This window comes from Paracoccus suum, assembly GCF_003324675.1.
In the GTDB taxonomy this organism is placed as follows: Bacteria; Pseudomonadota; Alphaproteobacteria; order Rhodobacterales; family Rhodobacteraceae; genus Paracoccus; species Paracoccus suum.
Genome location: NZ_CP030918.1, coordinates 2,236,576 through 2,258,859, shown reverse-complemented (window position 1 = coordinate 2,258,859; position 22,284 = coordinate 2,236,576). Strand labels below are relative to the sequence as shown.

At 68.4% G+C, this 22,284-nt stretch carries 23 protein-coding genes; 2 read left to right on the top strand and 21 right to left on the bottom strand.

What is annotated here, in order from left to right:
- Positions 1-40: 40 nt before the first annotated feature.
- The 19 genes from DRW48_RS11020 to DRW48_RS10930 form a co-directional block, all read right to left on the bottom strand.
- Entirely contained in the window at positions 41-754 is a 714-nt protein-coding gene (locus DRW48_RS11020; RefSeq protein WP_114076477.1) for a DUF2793 domain-containing protein, read from the bottom strand.
- Positions 747-4,646 (bottom strand): baseplate multidomain protein megatron, encoded by a 3,900-nt coding sequence (locus DRW48_RS11015; RefSeq protein ID WP_114076476.1) that lies wholly within the window; start codon positions 4,644-4,646, stop codon positions 747-749. Before DRW48_RS11015 ends, DRW48_RS11020 begins: the two co-directional genes overlap by 8 nt.
- Before the next feature lie 31 nt (positions 4,647-4,677).
- Positions 4,678-5,115 (bottom strand): C40 family peptidase, encoded by a 438-nt coding sequence (locus DRW48_RS11010; protein WP_114076475.1) that lies wholly within the window; start codon positions 5,113-5,115, stop codon positions 4,678-4,680.
- Positions 5,115-6,074, bottom strand: coding sequence for a DUF2163 domain-containing protein (locus tag DRW48_RS11005; protein WP_114076474.1), 960 nt, complete (start codon positions 6,072-6,074; stop codon positions 5,115-5,117). Before DRW48_RS11005 ends, DRW48_RS11010 begins: the two co-directional genes overlap by 1 nt.
- Positions 6,071-6,703, bottom strand: a complete 633-nt coding sequence (locus tag DRW48_RS11000; protein ID WP_114077510.1) for a DUF2460 domain-containing protein — start codon at positions 6,701-6,703, stop codon at positions 6,071-6,073. Before DRW48_RS11000 ends, DRW48_RS11005 begins: the two co-directional genes overlap by 4 nt.
- A gap of 7 nt (positions 6,704-6,710) precedes the next feature.
- Entirely contained in the window at positions 6,711-7,373 is a 663-nt protein-coding gene (locus DRW48_RS10995; RefSeq protein ID WP_114077509.1) for a phage tail tape measure protein, read from the bottom strand.
- A 29-nt stretch (positions 7,374-7,402) separates the two neighbouring features.
- On the bottom strand, positions 7,403-7,645 hold the full coding sequence (locus DRW48_RS10990; RefSeq protein WP_114076473.1) for a rcc01693 family protein: 243 nt from the start codon (positions 7,643-7,645) through the stop codon (positions 7,403-7,405).
- Entirely contained in the window at positions 7,642-7,962 is a 321-nt protein-coding gene (locus tag DRW48_RS10985) for a gene transfer agent family protein (protein ID WP_114076472.1), read from the bottom strand. Before DRW48_RS10985 ends, DRW48_RS10990 begins: the two co-directional genes overlap by 4 nt.
- A 1-nt stretch (position 7,963) precedes the next feature.
- Positions 7,964-8,398, bottom strand: a complete 435-nt coding sequence (locus tag DRW48_RS10980) for a phage major tail protein, TP901-1 family (RefSeq protein ID WP_114076471.1) — start codon at positions 8,396-8,398, stop codon at positions 7,964-7,966.
- 30 nt (positions 8,399-8,428) lie between these two features.
- Positions 8,429-8,851 (bottom strand): DUF3168 domain-containing protein, encoded by a 423-nt coding sequence (locus DRW48_RS10975; RefSeq protein ID WP_114076470.1) that lies wholly within the window; start codon positions 8,849-8,851, stop codon positions 8,429-8,431.
- Positions 8,848-9,186: a head-tail adaptor protein gene (locus tag DRW48_RS10970; protein WP_114076469.1), complete on the bottom strand. Its 339-nt coding sequence runs from the start codon at positions 9,184-9,186 to the stop codon at positions 8,848-8,850. Before DRW48_RS10970 ends, DRW48_RS10975 begins: the two co-directional genes overlap by 4 nt.
- Positions 9,183-9,815: a head-tail connector protein gene (locus tag DRW48_RS10965; RefSeq protein ID WP_114076468.1), complete on the bottom strand. Its 633-nt coding sequence runs from the start codon at positions 9,813-9,815 to the stop codon at positions 9,183-9,185. The genes DRW48_RS10970 and DRW48_RS10965 overlap by 4 nt, the downstream gene beginning before the upstream one ends.
- Before the next feature lie 128 nt (positions 9,816-9,943).
- Complete coding sequence (locus DRW48_RS10960; RefSeq protein ID WP_114076467.1) at positions 9,944-11,107, bottom strand: phage major capsid protein; 1,164 nt, start codon at positions 11,105-11,107, stop codon at positions 9,944-9,946.
- 101 nt (positions 11,108-11,208) lie between these two features.
- On the bottom strand, positions 11,209-11,796 hold the full coding sequence (locus DRW48_RS10955) for an HK97 family phage prohead protease (RefSeq protein WP_199286086.1): 588 nt from the start codon (positions 11,794-11,796) through the stop codon (positions 11,209-11,211).
- The gene (locus DRW48_RS10950) at positions 11,796-12,002 is read right to left on the bottom strand and encodes a GTA head formation protein, RCAP_rcc01685 family (RefSeq protein ID WP_241963247.1); all 207 of its coding nucleotides are present in this window, start codon (positions 12,000-12,002) and stop codon (positions 11,796-11,798) included. Before DRW48_RS10950 ends, DRW48_RS10955 begins: the two co-directional genes overlap by 1 nt.
- Before the next feature lie 34 nt (positions 12,003-12,036).
- Positions 12,037-13,257: a phage portal protein gene (locus tag DRW48_RS10945; protein WP_114076465.1), complete on the bottom strand. Its 1,221-nt coding sequence runs from the start codon at positions 13,255-13,257 to the stop codon at positions 12,037-12,039.
- Between the two features lie 93 nt (positions 13,258-13,350).
- The gene (locus DRW48_RS10940) at positions 13,351-14,751 is read right to left on the bottom strand and encodes a DNA-packaging protein (RefSeq protein ID WP_114076464.1); all 1,401 of its coding nucleotides are present in this window, start codon (positions 14,749-14,751) and stop codon (positions 13,351-13,353) included.
- Positions 14,648-15,091, bottom strand: a complete 444-nt coding sequence (locus tag DRW48_RS10935) for a permease (protein ID WP_114076463.1) — start codon at positions 15,089-15,091, stop codon at positions 14,648-14,650. Before DRW48_RS10935 ends, DRW48_RS10940 begins: the two co-directional genes overlap by 104 nt.
- 444 nt (positions 15,092-15,535) lie before the next feature.
- Positions 15,536-18,430, bottom strand: a complete 2,895-nt coding sequence (locus DRW48_RS10930; RefSeq protein WP_114076462.1) for a penicillin acylase family protein — start codon at positions 18,428-18,430, stop codon at positions 15,536-15,538.
- A gap of 196 nt (positions 18,431-18,626) precedes the next feature.
- On the opposite strand from DRW48_RS10930, the gene DRW48_RS10925 reads away from it, so the two are divergent.
- Complete coding sequence (locus tag DRW48_RS10925; RefSeq protein WP_114076461.1) at positions 18,627-19,340, top strand: J domain-containing protein; 714 nt, start codon at positions 18,627-18,629, stop codon at positions 19,338-19,340.
- Positions 19,341-19,430: 90 nt separating this feature from the next.
- Positions 19,431-20,144, top strand: coding sequence for a hypothetical protein (locus DRW48_RS10920; protein WP_162784644.1), 714 nt, complete (start codon positions 19,431-19,433; stop codon positions 20,142-20,144).
- Between the two features lie 47 nt (positions 20,145-20,191).
- Here DRW48_RS10920 and DRW48_RS10915 read toward each other — a convergent pair whose 3' ends face one another.
- Together DRW48_RS10915 and DRW48_RS10910 are read right to left on the bottom strand one after the other, a co-directional pair.
- Entirely contained in the window at positions 20,192-21,916 is a 1,725-nt protein-coding gene (locus DRW48_RS10915; RefSeq protein ID WP_114076459.1) for a cation acetate symporter, read from the bottom strand.
- On the bottom strand, positions 21,913-22,221 hold the full coding sequence (locus DRW48_RS10910; RefSeq protein ID WP_114076458.1) for a DUF485 domain-containing protein: 309 nt from the start codon (positions 22,219-22,221) through the stop codon (positions 21,913-21,915). Before DRW48_RS10910 ends, DRW48_RS10915 begins: the two co-directional genes overlap by 4 nt.
- Positions 22,222-22,284 lie beyond the last annotated feature (63 nt).

The following is a 22,284-nucleotide window of genomic DNA, read 5'->3' as shown; positions in this document are numbered from 1 at the left end:
GTGCGAGGCAGGGCGCGCGGCACCCCGCTGTGCCGGTGCGTCAATCCGGCAGACGCAACTCCCACCAATGGATGGCGAGACGGATTTTTCCGCCGGCAAACGCGCCTCCGGTGGAGGTCAGGATCAACGGCGCGGGGTCCCAATAGGTCATGGGCGCCGACAAAATACCCCGCGCCCACGAGCCTACGGTCAGTCCCAGCCCCTTGCCAAACCGGTCGAGCGCACCGGCGGTCCCGAGTTGCCAGCTCGTCAGGGTCCCGGTCACGGTCTGCTTGACCCGCGCATTGGCACCAATGACCATGGCGCCGGAGGGGATCACCAACCCCGTCGTGATGCTCGTACCAGCGGTCAGCGTAACCTCCAACTCGGCAACGCCCGCCACCATGCCAGCGCCCGAGGCGGCCAGCGTCAGCGCCCCCACGATCCAGCCGCCGCTGCCGGCCCAGACAAGGCGCGCGCCGGTCGATCGATCCCAAGCACTCATCCCCGGTCGAGGAGCCACATAGACCCAGCCGCCGTTGCTGCCGATGGCGATCTGGCCGCCCTGCCCTGCCCAGGCATCCACCGCACCCGGAGCCACACCATAGCAAAGTCCATCGACCACCACCTCGGGCGGCGCCAGACGGTTGGCTTCCTCAAGAACCAGGTTCACCAAACCGTCCAGCCGAACCAGCGACTCGTTCAGGGTGACGTGCTTTTGCGCCTGCGCTGCCTGCAGCAGCGGCAGCTTCAGGCGGGACGTGGTGTCAGACATCGATCGTTCTCCTTGCGACAGGTCCCGGCCCATAGGCATCGGATAGTTGCGCGACCTCGGCCTCGAACGGGCCGCCCGCGATCGCAGCGGCCCAGGATGCTTCGGGGATCGTCCAGCGCGGCTCGCTAACCAGCGCCTCGGCCAGGCGCCCGCCGTCTCTCACCAGGCGTACGCGATAGGCCTCGCGCGATTCGCCCAGCGGGACCTCGACACCGTCCCAGCCATCGCCATCGATGCGCGTGCGGCGCACCCAGGTCAGTTGGCGCGCCGACAGCCGCAGGTGGCACGGCGCGTAAGGCCGCAAGCCGACGCCCCTAAAGGACAGCGCCCGTTGGCGATAGCTCGGATCATCGACCCCGCGCAGGGCCGGTCCGGCACGCCAGATGCGCAACTGGCCACGGCTCGAGGCTGGCAGGCTCAACTGTGCGGAGGCCCCATCAAGCAGCACCACCTTGCTGCCCACCGGCCACACCGCCGGCATCACCCCGTCAGTCCCAGCCTGTCCACGCAGCCGACCCGAGACCTCCCAGACGCCCGGACCGACCAGCACCGCCGTCGCGAACTGAAACACTTCCCAACGGTCCGGGGTGCCGTCCCCAATCGCAATGGCATTCGCCCCTGCCAGCAGCGCGGTCTCAGTGGCAGAGCGCAGCGCGCCGCCCTTGACCCGAATCCGCAGCGCCGGACCCCGGTCGCGCACGCCAGCGGACGCCGCATCCAGCGCCGTCAGCGTGACGCCCATTACCGAGGGACGCGGCAGCACGCGGTTGAGGGCAAACCCGCCCTCCTCGCTCAGCGCCGAATATACAGCCACGCTACCGGGCCAAGGCATCGCCGTGACCGCCAGATGCGGCGCGTGTGGAACTTCGTCCCCGGTCAGCAGCGGCAGATCGAGGTATTCCGCCCAGACCGGAACCGGCGGCACGAAGCGGCGCGGCGCCAAGGCGTCCTCGGTCGTGTCCACCGGGCGATAGACCCCCGGCTCAACCCTGACCGCTTCGACGACGGCAGCGCCCGCACGTTCGATACGGTCGATGCGCCAACGGCCAGCAGGACCCTGACCAGCAGCCGGTTGCCACCGGATCACGTCCCCGGGCTGCAATCCGGCTGCCCGGGACGGCGGCAGCGCCAGGCGCATGCTGTCGCGCGCAACCCGCGATTCCGCCAGCCAGCGTTCAGCGATCGCCCGCCCCTCGGCGCGGGTCAGCGCCAGGCTGAACTCGGAATCGGTGGTCGTGCCGGGCCGGCGCTCATCGGGCAGCACCGCCTCGGCAGTGCAGGTCTCGTAATCCGTGCCCGCCTCGACATGCGTGATCCGGACGCGGCCCGCGAGTTCTGCCTCCGGCGCGCGCAACACCTCCGGGCGGGACAGATCCTGGCTTTCGGCCAGATCATCGGCCCCAATTTCCGCCGCGGGACGCGCGCCCCGCATCCGAAAGACCAGCTTGCCCGCGCCGCTCGTCACGTCAAAGCCATACGCCAGCATCAACACTTGCAAAGCCGCGCGCGCAGTCTCAGCACCCTGCAGCGCATAGCCGCGCACGATCCCGGACAGGCCCGAGACGTCAACCTCGCTCACCCCGGCATCGCGGCAGATCTCGGTCACCACGTCACCTAGCGGTGCCGCGCCCGCGCGGCCGTTCAGCCAATGGCCCCGTGCCCAGGCGGCGCCATCCGACCACAACTCGCCCAGCGCCGGAAACGCTGGGTAAGGCCGCGCATCCCAGCACCAGACATGCAGTCGCGCGGTGTCAATCATCCGACCGCCCCAAGCGCCGACGGGGTTGTTCTCCGGATCCGACCAATGCTCGGTCACGGCGCGCACATAGGCCGCCTGCATGGCGTCGTTGCGGCTGCCGTCGGAATAGAACGGCAGCATGGATTCCGAGCTCATCGCATCCAGGAACTTGTTCGGCTGGTTGGTCCCCTTGTCGAGCGCGGAGCAGCCGAGTTCGGTAAACCACACCGGCTTGCTACGCGGGACCCAGGCCGTCGGCACAGGGCTGCGCGCCCCGCCGGCGGCACGGTCGCGATGCGGGTTTTCCCACCAGCCGCGAATGTCCTTGAGCCGCCAGACCCATTGCTCGTTGAAATCGCCATCGGTGATCGGCGTGCGTATCTGCGCGTCGCGATGCGCGGGATCGGCATAGTACCAATCGAACAATTCGCCACCGGCGACACCGCTGCGCAGGTAGGCGGGATCGTCGATCCGGCCCCAATGCGCGTCTGCATGCTCCTCCGCATCGCGCCAGTCAGTCAGCGGCAGGTAGTTGTCGATGCCGACGAAATCGATGTTCTTGTCTGCCCAGAGCGGGTCGAGGTGAAAACGCCGCTCGCCATTTCCCGGCATGTGACCGGCATACTCGGTCCAGTCGGCGGCATAGCTGAGCTTGACCTGCGGCCCGAGGATGGCGCGCACCTCGCCAGCGAGGCGCCGCAGTTCAGCGACCGCCGGATAGGATCCGCTCGCGCCGCGCAGCGTGGTCAGCCCGACCATCTCGGATCCGATCAGGAACGCGTCGACCCCGCCCGCAAGTGCGCAAAGATGCGCGTAGTGCAGGATCATGCGCCGATAGCCCCACTCGGCTGGACCGGAATAATCGATCCGCATGCCGTTGACCGTGAAATGCGACGGTTGGGCGACGCCAAAGAAGGCCGCGACCTCGGCCGCCATGGCAGCCGTGCGGTCGGGACTGCCGGGGCGCCCCGGGGCGACCGACGCGGTGATCCGCCCGCGCCAAGGCATGACCGGCTGGCTGCTTGCGCCGCTATGCGGATCAGGGCGATTGTTCCCCGCCCGCTGCTCCATCAGGATGAAGGGATAAAATACGACCTTGCGGCCGCTGGCGCTCAGGGCATGGATCCCCTCGATCACCGCCGCATCCGCGGGCGTGCCGCCATAAATCGGCCGATCGTTCACCCTGGCAACCGTCATGGCCTGATCGCGGCCGATACCGCCCGCGCGCCACGGCATCGCCGGTGCGTCGATCACATCCTCGACCTTGGGCTGCACCGTGCAATTGCCGCAGCGCAGGTCGTCGCCGAACCATGAGACCACCAGCGAGACCGAACCCGCCCGTGGCAACTCGGTCCGCAGCGTCCGCAGCGAGGCCGCAAAATCGCTTCCATCGGACACGGTGTTGCGATTGATCATCCGGGTCTCGCCAAGACCCAGGTCCAGCCCAACAGCTGTGGTGGCCAGGCTGTATTCCCCGGTGCCGGGAATCATCGCCACCGCCTGAACATGCTGCGAGAGGCCGTGGCCATTCGGCACGGCGCGGGTCACCTCGAAGGTCAGGAGCGGGACACGATTACCCCAGCGCTCAAGCCCGAGGCTCTCGACCACCACATAGGCGGTGCCACGATAAGCGGGCGCAGCCTCGCCCTCATGGGCGGTGATGCAGGGGTCGGGCAGCTGAGTAGTTCCCCCCTTATAGACGCGCAGGTTCAAGTCATTGGGGTCCACCTCCTCACCGTCGGCCCAGACCCGGCCAATACCGCCGATCGGCCCCTCGCACAGGGCAAAGGCCGCGCTCAGCCGATAGCTGATCTCGGTGACCTTGGGCCCGCTGGCGGCACCCTTGCCGCGGCCGCCGTCCTGATCGCGACGCACTTCCTCCAGCGGCGCGGCCCAGATGACATGGCCGGGCAGGCGCATCTGGCCCCAGACCCGGGTGATGGGCGTGCCCTCGCCCGCGCTCTGCAGACGCAGGCGGTCGACCCGCCCCGTCTCGACCGCGCGCGAGCCCGTCCCCAGCAGTCGTTGGTCGATGACCCGGCCGAGCGTCGCGCCGACTGCCCGGCCCACGACCGCGGTCGAGAGGCCGAGCATGGTCCCGCCCATGCCCGCGCCGATCGAAGCACCCACGGCAGACAGAAGAATGGTGGCCATCGCGTCCTCTCAAGGCTTGAAGGTGTTGCGCTCACTGGCCCGGAAAGGTGAACCGGGTCACGATGCGCGCGGCCCAGGGCCGCGACAGCGGGCTCTCGACCACGCCATGGCGGTCGTAGGCGTGGATAAAGGCACCCGCAGCCCCGGCGCACGAGACGATACCCAGGTGCTTGGCACTGGCGCGCTCGACCATGCGGAACAGGATCACCTGCCCCTCCGCCACGGGAGCGTCCGGGGGAACAGCAAGCAGATGCCGAAGCGCGCCAGCCAGCAGCAACTCGGACCCGCCGACCTCGCCCCAATCGGGGCTGTAGGCCGGCAGCGCCTCCGGCTCGGGCCCGTACAATCTTCGCCAGACGCCGCGGACCAGCCCCAGGCAATCGGCGCCGGCGCCGAGGGTCGAGGCTTGATGAACGTAAGGCGTGCCGATCCACGCACGGGCGGCGGCGACCGCGGGATGTTCGTCCATTACGCGTTGCCCCCGCGTCCACCCGCACCATCGTCCCCGTCGTCCTCGCCCGCGGCCAGCCCAAGGTCCCCGCCGCCATTTCCCGGCAGCGGAGTGCCGGGCCGCGGTGCAGGCCTTGCGCGGCCGCCGGTGGCCTTCGGCGCCGTCAACCAATCCTCGCTTGGCAGATGGGGGAAGCCGCGAAAATTCAGGTAGTTGTTGAACTTCAGCCGACAGGTGTCCGGCTGCTTGTCGCAGCCCGCCGTCAACCTTAGCCCGTCCCCGGCAGCGACTGCAGCGCCGATACCTGCCCACAGTTCGATCTCGCGGCCGCCATCGGGCATGGCCAGATCGCGCTTGATGGCACCACGCAGGCCCTTGGCGGCGCCGGAGGTCACCTCCAGCGTACCGCGCTCGAACCAGCGCAGGTCATACCCCGGCAGGCCGCCAATCCGAAATACCCGTCCCTCCTCGACCGCGACCGCGACCGTATCGGCACGATAACCCGGCAGGCCCAGGTTCATGCGGCATGCGCTGTCACCCAGCACCGCCGGGCAGCGCGGATGATAGACCCGACCTTGCGGCCGGTTCAGCGCCTCGCTGAGGCCGCGCAGCTCGGCCTTGAAAGCCGAACCCTGGCGCGTCACCTCGCCCAGCGCGCCGCGAAATACTAACTGCCGCGCCGCCGGCTTCGCCCAATCGACCTCCCACAAGCGCACGTCGGCCGCGTCCCAGCGACCAGCCTGCAGATCAGCCTCGGTGATCGCATCATCCGACAGCATCCCAGCGGCCTCCGAGTTGTCCACCGACAGCCCAGAGGATTGCATCACCGCCGCCGCACTCATCCCCGTGTCGGGGCGAAAGCGGATGCCCTCGAACTCGAGCGCGACATCGTGATCGGTAAACCCGAGGACCAGGCCGTCTGCGCGCGTCACCGCCCAGGCACGTGCCCGCGTCGTTCCCTGATCGAGCGCGCTCATACCCGTACCTCCAGCACCGGGACATCGGGCATGCCGCCAGCTTGGAACGAGGCGACCGAAACGGCGATCCGATCCGCATCGAACCGAACGGGCACGTCAAATTCATATCCCGCGGTGATCTCGGCACCAGCGCCCGGGGCCGCGTGGAAAGTCAGCGCGCCTCTCGCATAATCCAGCGTCCAATCGACCGCCTCGCGCATGGCATCACCAGCAATCGCCACCAGCACCGTCCCGCGCACCGGCTTGGCAATCGGCCGCACATAGCTTGCCGGACCGCTGAGATAGGCCTTCCGCAGTTGGAACACCTGCGTGACCCCATCGCCGTGCCCGAGGATCTGATCGTCCATCGCAGGCGTCCCTGATGGCGCACAGCTTTTGAAATCGGCCCAGTCCTTCCAACGAAAGCCGTGCATCTGCCCCGCCCGCGCTTCGAAAAACGCGATCAAGTCGGCCAAGTCATCCAGCGAGCGCAGGCCCAGCCCCGCGTCATAGCGGCGGCGCGAATGGGCCCAAGGGGTGTTGCGCTCCTCATAGCCGTTGCTGAGGGCGACGATTTCGGTGCGCCGTTCAGGGCCGCCCACCGATCCGAAGGACAGGTTGGCGGGAAACCGTATCTCGTGAAATGCCATCATGCCCTCAAGCGTTGCGATCGCCGCGCGCCAGGGCGCGGCTCATCTGGGCTGCGATCTGGCTCTGACTGCGGCTGAAACCTGCGACGTCGGGGGTGGTCACATTGATCGTGACATTCACGGCCGCCCGTCCACCCTGCCCGCCCGCGGCGGCGACGCCGAGGCGCCCGTCCGGACCACGCCGGAGGGGCATGATCGCCTCGGGGCCAGCCTCGCCCATCAGGCCCGTTGCACCGCGCATCGGGAAATACGTCGGCTGGCTGACAACCCCACCGCGGGCAAAGGGCATGACGCGCCCCTCGGTAAAGGCGCCGCCTTTGGCAAAGGGTTGCGCGCCGCCGATCGTGCCGCCCAGCATGGCTCCCATGCCCTGCGCGATGGCGCCGCCCAGCGCCTGATGGACCGGCTTCATGGCGATGCTGAAGGCGGTGTCGACGATGCTGCGGGCGACCCCCTTCAATGCGTCGGACAGCTTCATCCCGTCGAGCGCGAGACCGTCGAACGCACGCCGCAGCCCGCCGCCGATTCCGGCCGACAACTGGCCCGTCTCGCGGGCGGTGTACAACATCGACTGGCGCAGCCGTGCCAGCTCGGCCTCAAACTCTGCCGACATACGGCCCGAGGCGCCGAGGCCCTGCTCCAGCCGGTCGAGTCCATCCTGGTCCGCCATCACAGCCTCCATCCTCGCATTTCAGTTTGTCACCCCGTAGGCGCGGCGCCCTCGGGCGCATCGGGAAAGCGCGCCGCCAGCTCGGCCAGCCGCACACGGTTCATCGGCCCGCCCCCGCCACCCGTCAGGTCGAGGCCAAGCATCAGCGCCAGTTCGGCCGGGGTCAGCGCCCAGAACTCGCGCGGCTTCAGCCCCAGCCCCTGGATGCCGGCGCGCATCAGCCCCGGCCAGTCGAGGCCGTCGGGGTGCACATCACCCGCCGCGCCCGTCATCGCGTGATGCGAAAAGCGCGGGCGATCAACTCTGCCGCAGCGCGGGCGCAGGCCAGGGGGCCGCCTTCGATCTCGACGGTTAGCAGATCCTCCGACCGACCACGCCATCCGCCGCCGCGGAGCCCCGCGATCAGAACCGCCAGCACGTCCCGGGTAGAGAACGCCCCACCCTCGAACCGCTCGATCAGCGCGACCAGGCTCTCTGCGCCGAGATCTCCCTCCAGCGCAGCCAGCGCCCCGAGGGTCAGGCGGGCGTGGTGCGGAACGCCGTCCAGGACGACCTCGACCTCGCCCGCATAGGGGTTTGCGCCGGCCATCTTAGGGAACCGGGGCGGGGGTCGCGTCGGCGGTAAAGGTCAGCGCTCCCGCGCTTGCCAGCGTCAGCTCGTAAGTCGCCTCGCCATTCCAGGTCCCGGCATATTCCAGGCCGGTAATGACGAACGGCCCGTCGACGATGCCGAAATCCGGGATCACGACCTGACAACGCGGCGCCTCTCCATCGAAAAACACCTGCCGCACGCGCGCGTCCGAACCGCTGTCCCGGAACACGCCCGAGCCGGTGATCGAGGCCGAGCGCACGCCCGCACCCCCCAGCAACTCGCGCCAGCGGCCGGTGCTGTCGAGGCTGGTGACATCGACCGTCTCGGCGTTAAAGCCGATACGAGTCGCCCTCAGCCCGGCCACTGTCTCGAACTGACCGCCGCCGGTCATGTCCATCTTGATCAGCAGATCACGTCCGTTCTGCACAGCCATTGCAGGCCCTCCTCATGCTTTGATTGTCTGTCAGCCCAGATCGACGCGGGCGCGAAAGGTCAGGTCGACCCTCCGCCCGGCACCGCTTTCGGCCCGGCGGGCGGTGGCGCGCAGGAACCACAGGCCTGCCAGATGGCCCTCGTCCAGCGGCAGATCGCCAGCCTCCAGAGAGGCTGCGACAGCCGCCGCGGCGGACTTGACCGCCTGGAAACCGCCATTGTCTTCGTCCGAGCCGGACAGGACCGACACCACGAACTCATGCTCCGCGCCCGCGCCCGTCTGATCACCCGCCGGGCGCACGACCTCGGGTCCTAGCGAGACATAGGTGCCGGCCGGGGGCGTCACCGGCATGGCGTCATAGACCGCATCGCCGATCAGGGCGGTAACGGCCGGATCGGTGCAAAGCTGCGCGTAGACCGCGCCTTGCAGGGCGATCGAACCCATATAGCTCATGCGCCTCCCTCCTCGCGGGCATGACAGGTCAGCCAGCGTCCGCCGGCATCGGTTTCGGCAATCGCCTCGATGCGGAAGAGGCGCTCGCCCATGCGCAGGCGCTGCCCCGGCCGGGGTCGGCGCGGGTCGCCCGCGGGTGCCGCGCGCGTCGTGATGGCCCAGGACACCACGCTGACCGCACCGACCTCACCGCGCGCCTCGCGCCCGGTCGAGGCGCGCATCCCGGCCCAGATTGCCCCGAGTGCGCGCCAGACCGTCGTTTGCCCGCCCATCCCGTCGGACGCCCGCTCCGGAGCCTCGAGGATCAGGCGGTGCCGCGGATCAGGCCCGCTCATCGCCACGCACTCCGCCGGACATTTGCTGCCCCGCCGCGCCCGGCCAGCGTGCGCACCGCGCGCCACCGCTCGATCAGCGCCGCGACCCCGAAGGGCAACGAAGCGGACACGCTCATACCGCCACGATCTTCGTAGTAGTGCGCGGCAAGCATCATGACCGCCTGTGCCAGATCCGCCGGAATGGTCGTCCAACTGGTGCCAAACCCCGCGGTGAACAGAATCGTCACGAAGCCGCGCTCGGGGACCACGGGAAGGACCGAGCCGGCCGGGACCAGCAGCGGACGCTGACTGTCGGGCAGCAATTGCACCTCGCTGGCGGCAAGGCTGGTCTCGCTGCCGCGGCCATCGTCGATCACGACGCTGTCGATGGCCAGCACCGGCGCCAGCGGCAGCGGCTGGGCCTCCGGGTCGCGCCAGTCCTCGATCCGCATGCGAAAGCGGCGTGTCAGCAGCACCTTGCCGGTGCGCGCCTCGACCGCAGCGATGGCGGCGCGCAGAAAGCCCGCGAGGGCCGCATCCTCGGCGGCATCAACCGCCACATCAAAGCCGCTTCCAAGTCGCAGGTAGGCGCGAAAGGCCTCGACGGGCAGCGCCGCGGCCGGGGGGGCCGTCTCCTCGACAAGCATCATCTCTCGGTTCTCCCGTCACGGACGCGTGGCTGAATGAATGAAAACGGGGCCGCGCCCGCGCGCCTGCCGGCGCGCGCGGACAGCTGGACCGGCATGCGTCAGCGCGCGGCCCCTTCCTCGCCCTTGGATCAGGCGAAGTTCAGCCGCTTGATCGCGCGGGCGTCGGTGACCGCGCCGCCGACCCGCTTGGTCGCGTAGAACAGGACATGCGGCTTGGCACTGAAGGGATCGCGCAGGATGCGCAGCTCCGGACGCTCGACAATGGTGTAGCCGGCGCGGAAATCGCCGAACAGCAGCGCGACACCGCCGCCGACCGGGTCGGGCATGTCCTCGGACACGACCACCGGATAGCCCAGCAGCCGCGACGGCTCGCCTGCCGAGACGCTGTCCTGCCACAGGAAGCGGCCATCGGCATCCTTCTGGCGGCGCAGGCGGGCGGCGACCTTGCTGTTCATGACGAACGAGGCATGGGCGCGGTAACCCGCGCCCAGCGCGTAGATCACCTCGATCAGCTTGCCCATCGGGTCGGCGACGTCGAAATCGCCGGGCGTGGTGGTCGCGGTGACGCCGATCTTCAACGGATCTTCGGTGTAGAGGGTCGCGGTTGCCTGCGTCAGCAGGCCCTTGGGCTTGTCAGTGCCGTTGCCGGTCATGAAGGCTGCAGCCTCGGCCCGGCCGAAACGCTCGGCGATCCGCTCGGACAGCCAGGCCTCGACGTCAAAGGCGGCGTCGTCCAGCAGGCGTTGGCTCGCCTTCGGCATGGCCGACAGCTCGTTCAGCGGGATCGAGATACGGGCGAGGCCGGCGTTCGCGGACTCGGCCGTCGCGGCAATGTCGTTTGTCCAGGCCGTGCCGGTATCGCCGGTCTCGACCAGAACGTCATAGCTTGAGGCGTCGATCTGCACGACATTTGCCAACGCCCGGATCGAGGTGGCCGAGCGCAGCGCGCTCTGCACGTTTTCCGCAACCACTGTCGGCATCAGAAAGCCGCCATCGGCGACGCTGATCGCCTTTTCTTCCAAGGTCAGGCCACGCAGGCCGTCCTCGTCGCCACTGCGAACATAGGCGTTGAACGCCTTCTGATGCGGCGCCTCGGCCTCGGCGCTCGAGGCCAGGGGCGAGCGGCCACGCAGCGCGGTCTTGCGGTCGAACATGGTCATGCGATTTTCCTGTACTTGCAAGCGATTGTTAACATTCTTGCGGAACGTCTTGAGTTCCTGGACAAAGCCCATCACGGCTTCGTTCAGGTCGGCAGGCGCGTCTGCCTCGGCCGTGGCTTTCACCTCGGTCATCCCTCGATCTCCTTGTCGGAAAGTTGCATTCGCCGGCGACTGGGGCCGCGGCGTCACGCAGGTCCGGGACGGGCGGCGCGGCTGCGCGCCCCTCCCCGGTCTCAGTCGGCGCGCAGCATCGTTGCGGCGCGCATGAACAGGTTGGCCAGAGCACCCGGGCCAACGGTAGCGGCAGATTTTGCATCCTCCGGCCGGACCGCCGCCGCGAGTTTCGCGTCCGGCAACATCGGGAAAGTCACCAGCGAGACCTCCCACAGCTCGACCTCGGTGAGCGCCCGGCGACCCTTCTGGTCGCGCTCGGCGCTGATCGTGCGGTATCCGATCGATAGCCCATCGATGGCCCCGGCCGCGATCAGCGCGGCGGCCTCGCGGGCCCGTGCAACCTCGGTCAGCAGCCGGCCCTTGACCCACAGCCCGCGCTCGTCTTCGCGGATTTCCTCCCAGACGCCAATCGGGGCGGTGGCATCATGCTGCCACAGCATCCGCACGCGCCCGCCCTTGCCAGAGAGCCGCCTCAGCCCTGCCTTGTAGGCGCCGGGCTGCACCACGTCACCGCCCTGGTCGGGAATGCCGAAAAGGCTGGCATAGCCCTCGATGGTGGCGCCGTCGGTCATCACCGGGCAGGCCACGCCTGCCGCGTATTTCGTCTCCAGCCCCCAGGCATTCAGCCTATCGCCAGTCTCCACCATCAGCCCCCTTTCGGCACATAGGTCAGGATCGACTGGACGGCTTGGGTCAGGATCACGGCAACCACACCGTAAACCGTGACCCACAGCCGTTTTTCCAGCGCGCCCATAAGGTATTCGATGCGCTCCAGCCGTTTTTCGACCTGGCCGAACTGCAGCGCCATGATCCGCTCCTGCGTGTCAAAGCGGTGGTCGCGCCAATCGGGCATGCGGTGCGGCATCTGTCCGCCCCCATCCACGGCCTCAGCCCTCGGCCGTCGGCAGCAGGTCCGGCGCCAGCGGCGGCAGACCCAAGGCGGCGCGCTTTTCGGCCGGCGTCAGAAAATCCGCCGCGGCAACCCGGCGCCAGTGCTGGTCACGCTCGTCCGAAAGCGCCGGGATCTGGTCCAGGTCGGGCTTCAGATCGACCTCGGCGCCCAGATGTTCGGACAGCCACCACGCGACTGCGGCCGACACCCGCGTCGCCAGCGGTAGGACCGTCAGGCGATAAAAGGCGCGGTTGGCCTCGGCGTAATTGGCATAGGTCAGATCGCCCGGTATCCCCAGCAGCATCGGCGGCACGCCAAAAGCCAGCGCGATCTCGCGCGCGGCGGCGTCCTTGGTCTGGTGAAACTCCATGTCGCTGGGACTGAACCCCATCGGCTTCCAGTCGAGCCCGCCCTCCAGCAGCATCGGACGGCCCGCGTTGCGCGCGCCCTGATGGTGCATCTCGATCTCGGACTGCAGGCGCTCGAACTGCTCGGGGGACATGACCCCCTGCCCGTCGGCCCCCTTGTAGACCATCGCGCCCGACGGCCGCGCGGCATTGTCCAGCAGCGCCTTAGACCAGGCCGAGGCACTGTTGTGAACGTCCACCGCCACGCCTGCCGCCTGCATTGGCGACAGCCCGTAGTGATCGTCTTGCGGGTGGAACGCCTTGATGTGGCAGATCGGATCGGGGCTGCCGGTCATGTCGAACCGGGTCTTGCGACCGCCGACCTGATACTCGAACGCGACAGGCCAGCCGTCCTCGCCGGGCACCAGCGCCATCCGGTCCGCACGCAGGACGTGCAGCTCGTCCGGCAGGCCGCCGTCGTTTTCGCCGACGGCCTCCAGATAGCCGTTCCCGGTAAGCAGCAACTGGCCGTAAAGCGCCTCGAACAGCTCGGCCCGGCCCTGCCCCAGGTTCGGACGACGCAGAAGGTCGAGGACCGGATGCACCTCGTAGCGCCGGTCCGCGTCCTGGCAGACCAAAGGCACGGCGGCCGCGGCTTCGGCGATCAGCTTGACGGTGCGGAAGCCGACCGGGTTGTTCGTGAAACCGGCCCGCGTCAGGCTGGCAGTGTCGCGCGGGGACCACGCCACGCGGCCCGATCCAGACGCCAAGGCCACGACCCGCCCGGTTGCAGAGCTTTTGCGCTCCACGACCGGGGCGGGCGCGGCAGGCTCGGGCGCGCCGCCCCGGCCAAACAGTCGCAACGCCATCTCGCGTCCTCCATCACAAAAAGCAAAAGGGCCGGCGGATCGCCAGCCCTTCCTTGTCTCCGCCACGTCAGCGGTCCGCAGACTCCGACCTTGCTAAAGCATCCGCACCTGCGGCCGGCGCCAGCCCTGGGCCGGCTCGATCATCAGCTCGTGGATCGCCCAGACCAGCGCATCGACCCGGTCGGGGCTCCCCTGCCCCTCAAAGCCTCGGACCGTCATCTGGCACATCTGATCCTCGAGCGCGCCGAACCGGCCCCCCGCGACATGCTTGATCCGCCCCTGCTCGTAGAGGGCGGCAACCGGCTCGGCCCGCAGGCCTTTGCCGCGACCCGCGCGAAGGCCCCGAAACGGGACCAGCGGATCGACCTGCCGGATGACGCTCTCGACCAGATCGCCGCCTTGGTTCACCTCGGCCACCAGCCGCTCGGCCCGGTGCCGGTCGACGGCGGCAATCGCCGCCCGCGCCCAGTCGGTCGGGCCGCCCCTTACGGTCGCGTCCTGCAGCACATAGGCCCGCCATTGCGAAGGATCGCCTTCGGCTACGACGCCGGCGACGATGATGCCGCATTCATCGCTGGCCTTGCCGCCGGTGACGGCCGGATCGACCGCGACCACGATCCGCGACAGCTTCTGCGGCCGCGCGACGCGGCAGCCCTCCAGCATCGCCTGGGTCCACAGCGCGCCCTCGACATCGTCGAGCAGCGCGCCGTCCAGTTCCTGCCGGCCAAGGCGCGTGCCGCCATAGCGGGTCTCGACCTCGGCCAGAAAACTCTCCGCCAAATAGGCGCGGTTGGCGTCGGTCGGCGCATGGGTCGTTACGGTTGAGGCATTGCCCAGGATCCGCTTCAACACGGCGACATTGCGCGGCGTGGTGGTGATGACCTGCTGGGGATGGCTGCCCAGCCGCAACGCGAACTGCAGCATATCCCAAGTATCCTCGGCCTTTTTCCACTTGGCCAGCTCGTCGACCCAGGCGGCATCGAACTGAGGGCCGCGCAGGGCCTCCGGCTCATGCGCCGAATACACCGAGGCGGTGGCGCCATTGGCCCATACCAGGCGGTGGCGCGTCGCCTCCCAGACCGGCCGCCGGTCTGGGGGCGAACATGCCAGGATGCCGCTCTCGCCAAAAATCATCACCTCGCGGGCCTGGTCCATGGTCTCGCCAATCAGCGCGACGCGCCGGGCCGCGCCGAGGGCCGTGGCCGTGGTGCCCTCGACCATGCGCCGCACCCATTCCGAGCCGGCGCGGGTCTTGCCCGCCCCGCGCCCGCCCATGATGACCCAGGATTTCCAGTCGCCCTCGGGGGGCAACTGGTGCGGCAGCGCCCAGAATTCGAACAGCCAGGGCAATGCCGCCAGGGCATTGTCGCTCAGCCCGCCGAGGAAGGCGTCAACCTCCTGCGGCGCGGCGCAGGCAAGCCAGCCTGCGCCCGATTTCCTCTCGTGCTGCGTCAAGGTCGAGGGCGCCTGCGCCGCCGCATCCCCCGGCAACATCCTTGCGAAGTTTTTCAATGCGATTCCTCTCCTCGATCATGACGAGGGTTGCGCCGCGCATTTCGCGCGCCAGCTTGACCGCGTCCTTCAGGTCGTCGAGCTCGCCCCGGTCGAACCGGTCATTCATCGCCTGCATCTTGTCGGCGCAGCTGTTGAACAGGCCGCCGACCGTTCCGAATGCCTGACGGATCACGTCCTCCAGGTCGACGTCCTCGGTCCCTCCGGCGCAGCCCGATTCCGGACTGATGCGGACCGCCTCGCCATCCTTTGACCCTTGGCCTTGTCCCGGCACATAGGGTCCGTCCGCAGCCTGAAGGCCACGGTTGCACATCACTGTCATTCTTTGGTTGTCCTGCCTCAGGGCCCGTCCGCACAGGCGCGAGACATGAAAAAACGGCCCGTCGGTCGTTCCCGACCCGGCCGCTTGCCCACCTCTCCCAGCATGTCGTTGTTGTACCCCGCACCGTTCGCCAAGTCAATCTGGCGGCCCGAGGGCGCACGGTTAACCGCTTGTTTCCCAGCGTTTACTGGCGCCACGGCGCGCAACACCCCCGCAACACCGTCTGGATCTCGCCCAGCAACGCCGACGCGACCTGCGGGAATCGGGAAGTCCATCGACTGTCATCACGCACACACTCCGTGACGAGGCCTAAAGGGGCACGCTGAATAGACCGATCGAACACTCGACCATCGCGTGCCGACTCTCCATCCAACAAAGCGAAAGCCGGCAGAGGTCTCCCTGCCGGCTTTCCAGGAATTTCCCGCTCCGCGGCCAGGCGGCAGTTTAGGACGCGGGCTTCAGCTCGATCACATGCTCGGCCGCGGCCTCGACTGCCTCGCGCGAATAGACCAGCGGCGCGTAATCGCCCGCGGCCCACAGCGGCGCCAGGTCGCGATAATGCGCGCTCATCGGATCGCCGGACTGGCCCGGGGTGTTGACGAACCGGCTGGCGTCCCAGTTGCCGACATCCAGGACCATGCGGAACGACGCGCCCGAGGTGACCTCGAACTTGTCGTTATAGCTGGCCGCGCGGGGACTGTAGGCCGACCCGCCCATCGACAGCGGCCCGACGTTCAGCTGGCTCGCCCGCCCCGGCCGCGCCAAACCCGCGACCGAACTGGTGAACTTGCCCTTGTGGATGTCCCCCCACTGCCAGTTGGCCTGGTCCTCGCCCAACAGCTCGGTCGTTTCGGTGACCGCCCCGCTCAGCGCCTTGGCGAGGATCTCGTCGCGTGCCGCCGCGGGGTCCGACCCGAGACGATCATCCGGCGCCTCCATCAGGTCCATGATCGGCGTGATCGCGCCCCTGCCCAGCAGTTCGGCCAGCGGCGCGTCCAGCACGCGGGGCGCTGCTGTCGGGACCAGATGCTTGCTCAACAGCACCTCGCCCACCGCGGCCGCGCCGCTGTCAGCCGCCGTCACGCCATCCCACCCCTGGATCAGCGCCAGCGCATCGCGCTCGGCCTGCGGCGCTGTCTCCGGCAAGTTCACGCCCTTGTAGAGCGCGACCAGCCGCCGCTGCATCAGACTGTTGTCGTCATTCTGCAGCGCCATCGAATCGGCCAGCGTGACCTTGTCATTGGCCGACAGCACCTCGGTAATGCGGTTGAACCGCGCCGGATCGGACCATTCGAACCCGACCTTGTTCTCCTTGTAGGGATAGCCCTCGGGCAGGTTCATCTGGTTGGCCGTGGCGAAATACCCGGCCTCGGGATTGTAGACCGAGGGCAGTTCCGAACGTTCGAGGAAGCCCCACTCGTACCGACCATCGCCCGGCACCGGCAGCAGCCCGTCCCAGTTCTTGCGCAACGGCGACATCGCCCCGACGATCCAGCCGATGTTGCCATCGGTGTCCGCATAGACCTGGTTCTCGGACGGGGCCGAAAAGCGTGCCATCGCCGTGCGGAATTCGTCCCAATTCTTGGCGCCCATATAGTCGACCGAGCCGAAATAGGCCGAGGTGCCCGGCTCGAACCAGACGCTGCGGAAGGCGAATGCGCGGTTGTTCTCGGCGTCGACCTTCAGCACCGGGCCGTGCCGGGTGAACCGCATCTCGACTTCCTGCGCCTCGCCATCCCGCACCGGGATGGTGTCGCGCACGACCTCCATGTCGACCCACTCGCCGTTGTAGCGGTATTGGTCGGGGTTGTCGGGGTTCAGCTCGTAGACAAAGATATCCTCCTGATCGACCGCAAAGATCGTCAGGCCAAAGCCGATCTTGTCATTATGCCCGATCGAGATGCCGGGCAGTGCCGGCTCGCCCGCGCCAATGACGGACATGCCCGGCGAGTTCAGATGCACGACATAACGCAGCGACGGCACGCCATGCGCGCGGTGCGGGTCGTTCGCGAGTATCGGGCGGCCCGTCGCCGTGCGTGAGGGGGCGATGGTCCAGTTGTTCGAGCCAATCTCGTGAACCTCGGCCGCGACCTCGCGCAGGAAATCGGCCGGCTTCAGGGCGGATTGCTTGTCGCCCGAGGACTGGCCGTTCTCGTGGCTCGCAGGAGCCGCAGGGTCCGGGGCCGCGGGGACCAGGGGCGACGCCGCTGGGTCTGATGCCGCAGGCGCGGCGGGCTCGGCCGGGGCGTCCGCGGAGGTGTCGGCCGGCGCGTCGGCTGGGGCATCAGCCGCGGCTCCGGCCGGCGCGTCAGCTGCGCCGGGGACGGTATCAGTACCGCCACTGGCCGATGCGTCAGTCGCAGCATCTGCGGGTGCGTCGGCCGGCTCGGGCGCGGCTGCCGCATCATCGTTGGGCACGGCGGTATCGTTGGCGGGCGTCTCGCCCGCAGCAGGCTCCGCCGTCGGGGTCGCAGTCGCGTCGGCGGGCGTTGCCGCAGCCGGATCGGCCGGTGCGGCCGCTGGCGCCGCAGCCTCGGTTCCGGAGGTCGCGCCTGCGGCCGGCGCGGCCGAGCCGCTCGCGGCTTCCGCTCCAGCCGGCGCAGCCGCCCCATCCGCCTTCGGAACCTCGAACTTCACGTTCTGGGTCGCCAGTTCGTAATCCTTCAAGACATCCTCGGGGATCGAGCAGGGATCGAGGCCCTCGGGCACCATGGGGGTCCATTCCGGCTCCAGCTTCTGGCGCAGACGGTCGGCCTCGATGTCCTTGCCGCAGGTGATCCGCGCGCGGTCAACCTCCGAGGCGGCGTTCCGGGTCAGGCCATGGCTGCGAATGCGCACCACGTCCTCAGGCTCCCAAATCGAGGGTTTAGAGCCTGTCAGCCCGAACTCGACCGGCATGGGCCGATCGCCATCCAGGACCTGCTGAACATAGGCGTTCACGCCGTCGACGAAAGCAGCGGCATATGCTTTGCCGTTCGGGCCATAAGCGGCCCATTCCGCCTCGATGTCGCCGCGATAAAGGAACATGCGCGCGGCGCGGTCCTGCGCGACGAAGGCGTCACCAAAGCTCTCCGACAGCTTGCCCAGGCCGCGCTTGCGCCACAGGTCGATCTGCCACAGCCGGTCGCGGGCGGCATTGTAGCCTTGTAGGAACAGCGCATCGCGGTCGGTGCCGGCATAGATATGCGGCACGCCCCATTGGTCGACGATGATTTCGGCTGGCTTTTCCAGACCGGGCACGTCCATCGCCTCATGCGTTGCCGACGACGGCAAATCCGCCCAGGCGGGCCCGGCAGCAATCAGCAGCCCGGCGCCAACACATCCCAGAAAACGGTTCATGGTCTCCCCCTCTGCAACCCTGAGGAGTATTCGGGCATGTTTGGCCCGAGATGGGAAGCCGTCAAATGACGTTGCGTCACGAAATGGCGCAGATCCGCGCGTCGCACGCGTCGATCCGCGTGACGCGACGGTCTGCCGCGCGCGGGGGTGCCTCGGGCGGCTGGCCAGCCGCCGCCCCGCGGCTTAGGCTGGGGACATGCTCGATCAGCCTGGCCCCTTTTCGACTGTCCCGCGACTGCCGCCCCAACGCGGCTTCTGGGGACGTCTGGCCGACCGCGTCGCGGCCTTCATCGGCCGCGCCGACCCCGCGCTGCCGCCCGAACGCTCGGTCGCCTTCTCGATTGCTGTCATTGCCCTCGGGGCCAAACTCGCCAAGGTCGATGGCGAGGTGAAGCGTTCGGAGGTCGCCGCCTTCCGCCGAATCTTCGTCATCCCCCGCGCCGAGGAAAAGAACGCCGCGCGCCTTTTCGATCTGGCCCGCCAGACCCCGGCGGGATTTGACGCTTGGGCCAACCGCCTCGTGCGCCTGTTCGAGCCTGGTGATCCGGTCCTGACCGACGTGATCGAGGGGCTGGCCATCATCGCCGCCGCCGACGGCAATGTCGGCCCGGCCGAGCGCGGCTTCATCGCCCAGGTCGGCGAGATCTTCGGCCTGCCCGCCGCCGTGGTCAAAGCCATCATCGAACGCCACGACCCGGCCGGCTGCGCCCCTTGCACCGTTCTGGGCATCGCTCCGGACACGCCGATGGCGGCGGCACGCCAGAAATATCGCGCCCTGATCCTCGAGGCGCATCCCGACCGCGCCATCGCCCGCGGCCTGCCGCCCGAGGCCGTGCGCCTGGCCGAGGCCCGCACCCGCCGCATCAACGCAGCGTGGCAGGCCTTTCAGGCCCGCCATCCGAGTGTCTAGCAGCGGAACCGGGCGCGGCGCGGCGGGTTTCCCTCGTTGCCTGCGCCCCTCGTTCGCGCCCTCCGTTGCGCCCCTATGAAAGGCCGCGCCATGCGTCTCTTCAACCTTCGCCCGCTGCTGATCTCCTCGCTCAGCGCCCTTGTTCTGCCAGGCCTGGCTTTGGCCGAACGGGTGGTACCACTCGCGCCGGCGCAGCAGTTCGATCCGCTCGCGGTGCCGCTACCCCCGGTCCAGGCGACCCCGCCCGTTCGCGTTCCCGCCCCGCAGCCGCCGATCATCGTCGTGCCGGCGCCGGGCTGGCAACAGACTGCCCCGCCACCGCCCCAGGTGCGGATACAGGCGCCCTCGCCGACCCCGGCCCCGCCCGAGGCTGGCGCCGATCTGATCGAACGCGGCGCTGGGATCCTTCTCGACAACCTGCTGACCGAGATGCAGCCGACTTTCGAGGAGATGGCGCGCGGCCTTGATGGCGTTGCCAACAAGTTCGGCCCCGCGCTGGAGGACCTCGGCTCGCTGGTTGATGACATCCACAACTACCAGACACCCGAGCGGCTGCCGAATGGCGACATCCTGATCCGCCGTCGCGCCGATGCCCCGCCGCCGCCGGCCAGCAACGCGTTGCGCGATCTGACGACGCCGCAGGACACGCCCGGCACAACGCCGCCGGCAACCTCGCCTCCTGGAACGGTCCAGCCGACCACGCCTCCGGCTCCGATGGCGCCCGATACGACTGCGCCCAACGACCCGCCGCCGCTGGCCGCACCGATCCCCTCGGTGCTACCGGGCACGCAGATCGAGCTCTGAATCGAAAAGGGCGCCCGCGGGCGCCCTCTCAATTCCTGCCTGCCGGCTCAGTGACCCGAGGGGCCGGTCGCGCCGATCCCGGTTTCCGAGCGGGCCTGCTGCGCGAGGTAGCCTGCCCGGTCGACGTCGCCCCGCCGCGAGCGGTCGGTGACCGAGAACAGCCAGATCCCCAGGAACGCCAGCGTCATCGAGAACAGCGCCGGCGAGGTATAGGGGAATGGCGCCGTGCCCTTGGCATGACCCAGCGTCGCCTCCCAGACCGAGGGCGAGAGCACGGTCAGGATCACCGAGGAGATCAGGCCGAGGAAGCCGCCGATCACCGCGCCGCGCGTGGTCATCCCCTTCCAAAGCAGAGACAGCAGCAGCACCGGGAAGTTGGCCGAGGCCGCAACCGCGAAGGCGAGCGAGACCATGAAGGCGATGTTCTGCTTTTCGAACACGATCCCCAGGATCACCGCCACGATCCCCAGCGCCACGGTCGTCGCGCGCGAGACGCGCAGTTCTGACCCCGGTGCCGGATTGCCGCGCTTGACCACCGTCGCATAGAGGTCATGCGACACGGCCGAGGCGCCCGACAGCGTCAGGCCGGCCACCACCGCAAGGATGGTGGCGAAGGCAACGGCCGAGATGAACCCCAGGAAGACGTTCCCGCCAACCGCATGGGCCAGATGGACCGCCGCCATGTTGTTGCCGCCCTGCAGCGCCCCCTTTGCGTCCAGAAAGTCCGGATTGCTGAGGACAAAGGTGACCGCGCCAAAGCCGATGATGAAGGTCAGCAGATAGAAATAGCCGATCCAGACGGTAGACCACATCACCGACTTGCGCGCCTCGCGGGCGCTGGGAACGGTGAAAAAGCGCATCAGGATATGCGGCAGGCCGGCGGTGCCAAACATCAGCGCCATGCCAAAGCTGATGGCGCTGATCGGGTCGTGGATGAAGTTGCCGGGTGCCATGACCGAGCGTCCGGTCGCAGCCGCCTCGGCCGGCGGCTGGCCGGCCGCGCTTGCGATGTCGGTCTTGATGCGGACCGCTTCGGCGAACATGCGCTCGGGGCTGAAACCAAACCGGGCCATCACCATGAAGGCCATGAAGGTCGCGCCGCCCAGCAGCATGCAGGCCTTGATGATCTGCACCCAGGTGGTCGCGGTCATGCCGCCAAAAAGGACATAGACCATCATCAGCACGCCGACGATGACGACCGCCATCCAGTACTCCAGCCCGAACAGCAACTGGATCAGCTGACCGGCGCCCACCATCTGCGCGATCAGGTAGAAAGCCACCACAACCAGCGTCGAGCAGGCGGCAAAGATGCGCACCGGGGTCTGCGCGAAGCGGAAGGCGGCGACATCGGCAAAAGTGTACTTGCCCAGGTTGCGCAGCCGTTCGGCCATCAGGAAGGTCAGGATTGGCCAACCGACCAGAAAGCCGATCGAGTAGATCAGCCCGTCAAAGCCGTTGGCCATGACCGCAGCCGAGATCCCAAGGAACGAGGCCGCGGACATGTAGTCACCGGCAATCGCGAGGCCGTTCTGGAACCCCGTGATCCCCCCGCCCGCGGTGTAGAAGTCCGAAGCCGAGCGGGTGCGCGTCGCGGCCCAGCGCGTGATGACCAGGGTCATCACGACAAAGGCGCCGAACATCACGATGGCGGTCCAGTTGGTCGCCTGCTTGACCACCTCGCCCTCGAGAGCGCCGGCGGCGAGGGACAGGGTCGGCAGGGCCAGCAGGGCCGCCGCCGTCACCAGGGCGGGTGCAGAGAGCCCCGACCTCATTGCAGCGCCTCGCGGCGGACTTGCTCGGCCAGCGCGTCGAACTCGGTATTGGCGCGGCGCACATAGATGGCGGTCAGGATGACGGTCACGATGATGACGCCGAATCCCAGCGGAATGCCGAGCGTCGTGACGCCGTTGCCGATCGGCCTTGCCAGGAAGGATTTCCCGAACGCGATCATCAGGATGAAGCCGTAATAGACGATCATCATGATGATCGTGAGTGTCCACCCGAACCTCAGCCGTTGCGTGCGCAGCGCCTGATAGTTCGGGTCTGACACGATGCGTTGAAGCACCGCCTCGTCCATGGGTCTCTCCTCCCCCTCTGCGGGCCGCCCGGTGGTTCGCTTGTCGCCCCGGGTCGGCCCTGC

Coding starts and splice junctions, on each gene's coding strand:
- DRW48_RS11020 (WP_114076477.1), bottom strand. CDS start 754: ATGTCTGACACCACGTCCCGCCTGAAGCTGCCGCTGCTGCAGGCAGCG.
- DRW48_RS11015 (WP_114076476.1), bottom strand. CDS start 4,646: ATGGCCACCATTCTTCTGTCTGCCGTGGGTGCTTCGATCGGCGCGGGC.
- DRW48_RS11010 (WP_114076475.1), bottom strand. CDS start 5,115: ATGGACGAACATCCCGCGGTCGCCGCCGCCCGTGCGTGGATCGGCACG.
- DRW48_RS11005 (WP_114076474.1), bottom strand. CDS start 6,074: ATGAGCGCGCTCGATCAGGGAACGACGCGGGCACGTGCCTGGGCGGTG.
- DRW48_RS11000 (WP_114077510.1), bottom strand. CDS start 6,703: ATGGCATTTCACGAGATACGGTTTCCCGCCAACCTGTCCTTCGGATCG.
- DRW48_RS10995 (WP_114077509.1), bottom strand. CDS start 7,373: ATGGCGGACCAGGATGGACTCGACCGGCTGGAGCAGGGCCTCGGCGCC.
- DRW48_RS10990 (WP_114076473.1), bottom strand. CDS start 7,645: ATGACGGGCGCGGCGGGTGATGTGCACCCCGACGGCCTCGACTGGCCG.
- DRW48_RS10985 (WP_114076472.1), bottom strand. CDS start 7,962: ATGGCCGGCGCAAACCCCTATGCGGGCGAGGTCGAGGTCGTCCTGGAC.
- DRW48_RS10980 (WP_114076471.1), bottom strand. CDS start 8,398: ATGGCTGTGCAGAACGGACGTGATCTGCTGATCAAGATGGACATGACC.
- DRW48_RS10975 (WP_114076470.1), bottom strand. CDS start 8,851: ATGAGCTATATGGGTTCGATCGCCCTGCAAGGCGCGGTCTACGCGCAG.
- DRW48_RS10970 (WP_114076469.1), bottom strand. CDS start 9,186: ATGAGCGGGCCTGATCCGCGGCACCGCCTGATCCTCGAGGCTCCGGAG.
- DRW48_RS10965 (WP_114076468.1), bottom strand. CDS start 9,815: ATGATGCTTGTCGAGGAGACGGCCCCCCCGGCCGCGGCGCTGCCCGTC.
- DRW48_RS10960 (WP_114076467.1), bottom strand. CDS start 11,107: ATGACCGAGGTGAAAGCCACGGCCGAGGCAGACGCGCCTGCCGACCTG.
- DRW48_RS10955 (WP_199286086.1), bottom strand. CDS start 11,796: ATGGTGGAGACTGGCGATAGGCTGAATGCCTGGGGGCTGGAGACGAAA.
- DRW48_RS10950 (WP_241963247.1), bottom strand. CDS start 12,002: ATGCCCGATTGGCGCGACCACCGCTTTGACACGCAGGAGCGGATCATG.
- DRW48_RS10945 (WP_114076465.1), bottom strand. CDS start 13,257: ATGGCGTTGCGACTGTTTGGCCGGGGCGGCGCGCCCGAGCCTGCCGCG.
- DRW48_RS10940 (WP_114076464.1), bottom strand. CDS start 14,751: ATGTTGCCGGGGGATGCGGCGGCGCAGGCGCCCTCGACCTTGACGCAG.
- DRW48_RS10935 (WP_114076463.1), bottom strand. CDS start 15,091: ATGACAGTGATGTGCAACCGTGGCCTTCAGGCTGCGGACGGACCCTAT.
- DRW48_RS10930 (WP_114076462.1), bottom strand. CDS start 18,430: ATGAACCGTTTTCTGGGATGTGTTGGCGCCGGGCTGCTGATTGCTGCC.
- DRW48_RS10925 (WP_114076461.1), top strand. CDS start 18,627: ATGCTCGATCAGCCTGGCCCCTTTTCGACTGTCCCGCGACTGCCGCCC.
- DRW48_RS10920 (WP_162784644.1), top strand. CDS start 19,431: ATGCGTCTCTTCAACCTTCGCCCGCTGCTGATCTCCTCGCTCAGCGCC.
- DRW48_RS10915 (WP_114076459.1), bottom strand. CDS start 21,916: ATGAGGTCGGGGCTCTCTGCACCCGCCCTGGTGACGGCGGCGGCCCTG.
- DRW48_RS10910 (WP_114076458.1), bottom strand. CDS start 22,221: ATGGACGAGGCGGTGCTTCAACGCATCGTGTCAGACCCGAACTATCAG.